A 3,438-nucleotide genomic window follows, 5' to 3' on the forward strand; every position below is an offset into this window, starting at 1 on the left:
ATCACGCTGCTGCTGGCCAACTACCTGCAGGGCCACGGTTTCCGTGTCACCCAGGTCCACAACGGCCGGGCCCTCATGGCGCTGATGGACACCGATCCCGCAGACCTCGTACTGCTCGATCTCGGCCTGCCCGGCGAAGACGGCTTCACCATTGCGCGCCACGTGCGCGAGAGTTGGCGCTGCGGCCTCGTCATCGTCACCGGCCGGGGCGATGCTGTGGACAAGGTCGTGGGCCTTGAGGTTGGGGCCGACGACTACGTGACCAAGCCCTTCGACCTGCGCGAGCTGGTGGCGCGCGTGAAGGCGGTGCTGCGCCGGCTCACGCCCGAGACACCCGCGTCCCCGGCGCCCGTTGCAGCCTCTCCCGACAAGCTGAGCTTCGCCGGCTGGCAGCTCGACACCGCCGCGCGCAGCCTCAGGAACCCGCAAGGCGAGCAAGTGCCGCTGACCGGCGGCGAGTTTGACTTGCTGCAAGCCTTTGCCCGCCATCCCGGCCGCGTGCTGTCGCGCGACTTCCTGCTCGAGCAGACACGCGGACGAGAAGCCGCCCCCTTCGACCGCACGATCGACGTGCAGGTCGGCCGGCTGCGCAAGAAGATCGAGGCGGATGCGGACGACCCGCAGCTCATCAAGTCGGTGCGAGGCGCAGGCTACATCCTGGTGCCGCCGGTTTCCCATGGCTGACGCCGCCGCGGACAACCCGCCCTTCCTGCCCGACGTGCCCATCCAGGGCTTGCCTTCGGGCATCGATGAAGGCAGCGTGTTCCGCTCGCTCTTCATCGCCTACCCTGACTCGCTGCTGGTGGTGGACCAGTCCGGCAGCATCGTGCTCGCCAACCCCTCGGCAGCCGCGCTGCTGGGCTATGCGGTGGAAGAACTGGTGGGCCTGAACGTCGACGTGCTGGTGCCCGACAGCATCCGCCCGCGCCACGCCTCCTACCGCGAGGCCTATGGCCGCGCGCCCCGCCCGCGCCCCATGGGCACGCACATGGAGCTGGTGGCCAAGCGAAAGGATGGCAGCGAGGTCATGGTCGAGATCGCGCTCAGTCCGCTGCAGAACCATGGCCTGCCCTTCGTCGTGGCCGCCATTCGCGACATCGGCGCCTACCCGCGCGTGAAGCAGGCACTGCAACGCGCCCGCTACAGCGAGCACCTGGCGCAGCTGGGGCGCCTGGCGGTCGACACGCGCGACCTGCAGGTGGTGCTCCAGCACGTGCCCGAGATCATCACCACGGCCTTGCAGGTCGAGGTCGCGATGGTGTGGCTGCTCGACAGCAACCGCCTCGAATTTCGGGTCGCCAGCGGTGTCGGCCTGGTCGCCGGCGAGGAGGTAGGCGCGCGCATCGCCAACCGCCCCGACACCCCGCCGGGTTTCGTGCTCTCCCAGGGCCGTCCGGTCGTGGTGCCCGACTATCGCAAGGAACATCGATTTTCCGTGCCCCAGACCTACCTCGACTCCGGCCTGATCAGCGCACTCGCCGTGCCGCTGACCGACTTGGGGCGCGTGATCGGCATGCTGTCGGTGCGCTCGAAGGAGTCCAAGCGCTTCGGCGACGAAGAAGTGCGCTTTCTCGAGTCGCTGTCCAGCCTGCTTGCCACCAGCCTTCAGCGCGTGCAGACCGAGGAGGCGCTCAACCATGCGCAGCGGCTCGAGAGCGTCGGCCAGCTCACGGGAGGCATCGCGCACGATTTCAACAACCTGCTGACCGTCATCCAGGGCAACCTCCAGGTCATGGAGGAGATGCCAGTGCTGGCGCAGGATAGCTACGCGCAGCAGTTGATAGGCGCCGCCACCCGCGCCACGCGGCGCGGCGCTGAGCTCACCAGCAAGCTGCTGGCGTTTTCGCGCCGGCAGGTGCTGCAACCGATCGCCGTCGACACTCGGGCGCTGCTGCATTCGCTGACCGACATGCTGCGCCGAACGCTGGACCAGCGCATCCGCATCGAAATCGACACCGCACCCGGCTGCCCGCCGGTGATGGCGGACCCGGGCCAGCTGGAATCGGCGCTACTCAACATCGCTATCAATGCGCGTGACGCCATGCCGGAGGGCGGCACGCTTCGCTTTCGCACCGAGCTGTGCGGTGCGTTGCCGGCGGCACTGCGCAGCGAACGCAACGACCCGAACAGCAACGCAGCTGCGCGCTTCGTCGCAATTTCCATCGCTGACAGCGGCACGGGCATGTCCGAGGAGGTGAAGGAGCGCGCCTTCGAGCCCTTCTTCACCACCAAGGACGCTGGCCGCGGCACCGGCCTTGGCCTGAGCACGGTGTACGGCTTCGTCAACCAGTCCCGGGGTGCGGTTGCCATCGACAGCAGGATCGGCGTGGGCACCACAGTGACCCTCTACTTGCCGCAGCAGGAGGAAGTCGGCCTGCCGGCCGCCGTGGAAGCGCGTGCCGACGAAGCGATCCCGCCGGGACTGCGCGTGATGCTGGTCGAGGACGACGTGGAGGTCCGCAAGGTGGTCGAGACCTTCCTGACCACGCTGGGCTGCAATGCCGTCACTGCCGCCACGGCCGAGCAGGCGTTGTCGGCCCTGGATGCGGGCGCCGGGCCTTTCGACCTGCTGCTGAGCGACATCGCCCTGGGCGCCGGCATGCGAGGCACGCGGCTGGCCGCCGAGGTGCAGCAGCGCTTTCCCCGGCTGGCGGTGTTGCTGATGTCGGGCTTCTCGTCCGAGTTGCTGGATGCCGACCGAGAAGTGCCGCAGAGCTGGGAACTGCTGCGCAAACCCTACTCGCGCTCCGAACTTGCGCGGGCCATGGCAAAGGTGCTGGCCGGCCACGCCTGAACGCGCGGCTGCGACCTTTACTGGAGCATTGCGGGTGCAGGTGCCAGGCAGCGCTGCACGAAGGCCGACAGTGCGCCGACGTCGGGAATCTGCACATCGCGGCGCCCCTTGGTGGCAAACCCGATGACGTTGTCGCGCGCCAGCCGCGACAGCGCGCGGCTCACGCTCTCGAGCGTCATGCCCAGGTAGTTGCCGATCTCGGCGCGTGTCATGCGCAGCGTGATCTCGTCGGTGCGCATGCCGCGCTCGGCCAGCGTCTCCGCCCAGTAGCGCAGGAAGTCGGCCACGCGGGCGTCGGCCGGCAGTGTGCAGACGGACATCAACGAGTCCCGATCGTGCGAGATCTCCCGGCTCATGGCGGTGTGCAGAACTTGCAGCAAGCCGGGATGCGTGACGCAGGCGGCCAGCAGGGCCTCGTACGACACAACCCAGATCTCGCCGGTATCCATGGCCACCGCATCGCATGAATAGCGGCTGCCCGCGATGCCGTCGAAGCCGAGCCAGTCACCGCGGAACTTGAGACCCACCACCTGCTCGCGCCCATCGGCCGAGAGATTCACGATCTTGAAGAAGCCCGAGTTCAGGATGTAGAGATTGCCGAAGCGCTCGCCCGCCTGGTAGATCGTGTCACCCGTGTGCACCAC

The 3,438-nt window shown here is 68.0% G+C and carries 3 protein-coding genes; 2 read left to right on the forward strand and 1 reads right to left on the reverse strand.

What is annotated here, in order from left to right; translation table 11 throughout:
• A partial coding sequence (locus BLV60_RS33755; RefSeq protein ID WP_256329700.1) for a winged helix-turn-helix domain-containing protein occupies positions 1 to 684 on the forward strand: 684 nt, incomplete at its 5' end.
• The gene (locus BLV60_RS33760; RefSeq protein ID WP_093060141.1) at positions 677 to 2,794 is read left to right on the forward strand and encodes a PAS domain S-box protein; all 2,118 of its coding nucleotides are present in this window, start codon (positions 677 to 679) and stop codon (positions 2,792 to 2,794) included. The genes BLV60_RS33755 and BLV60_RS33760, both read left to right, overlap by 8 nt.
• Positions 2,795 to 2,811: 17 nt before the next feature.
• Here BLV60_RS33760 and BLV60_RS33765 read toward each other — a convergent pair.
• Positions 2,812 to 3,438, reverse strand: a 627-nt coding sequence (locus BLV60_RS33765; protein ID WP_093060143.1) for a Crp/Fnr family transcriptional regulator, incomplete at its 5' end; no start/stop codon positions are given.

This window comes from Variovorax sp. YR634 (genome assembly GCF_900106655.1).
Lineage (GTDB): Bacteria > Pseudomonadota > Gammaproteobacteria > Burkholderiales > Burkholderiaceae_C > Variovorax.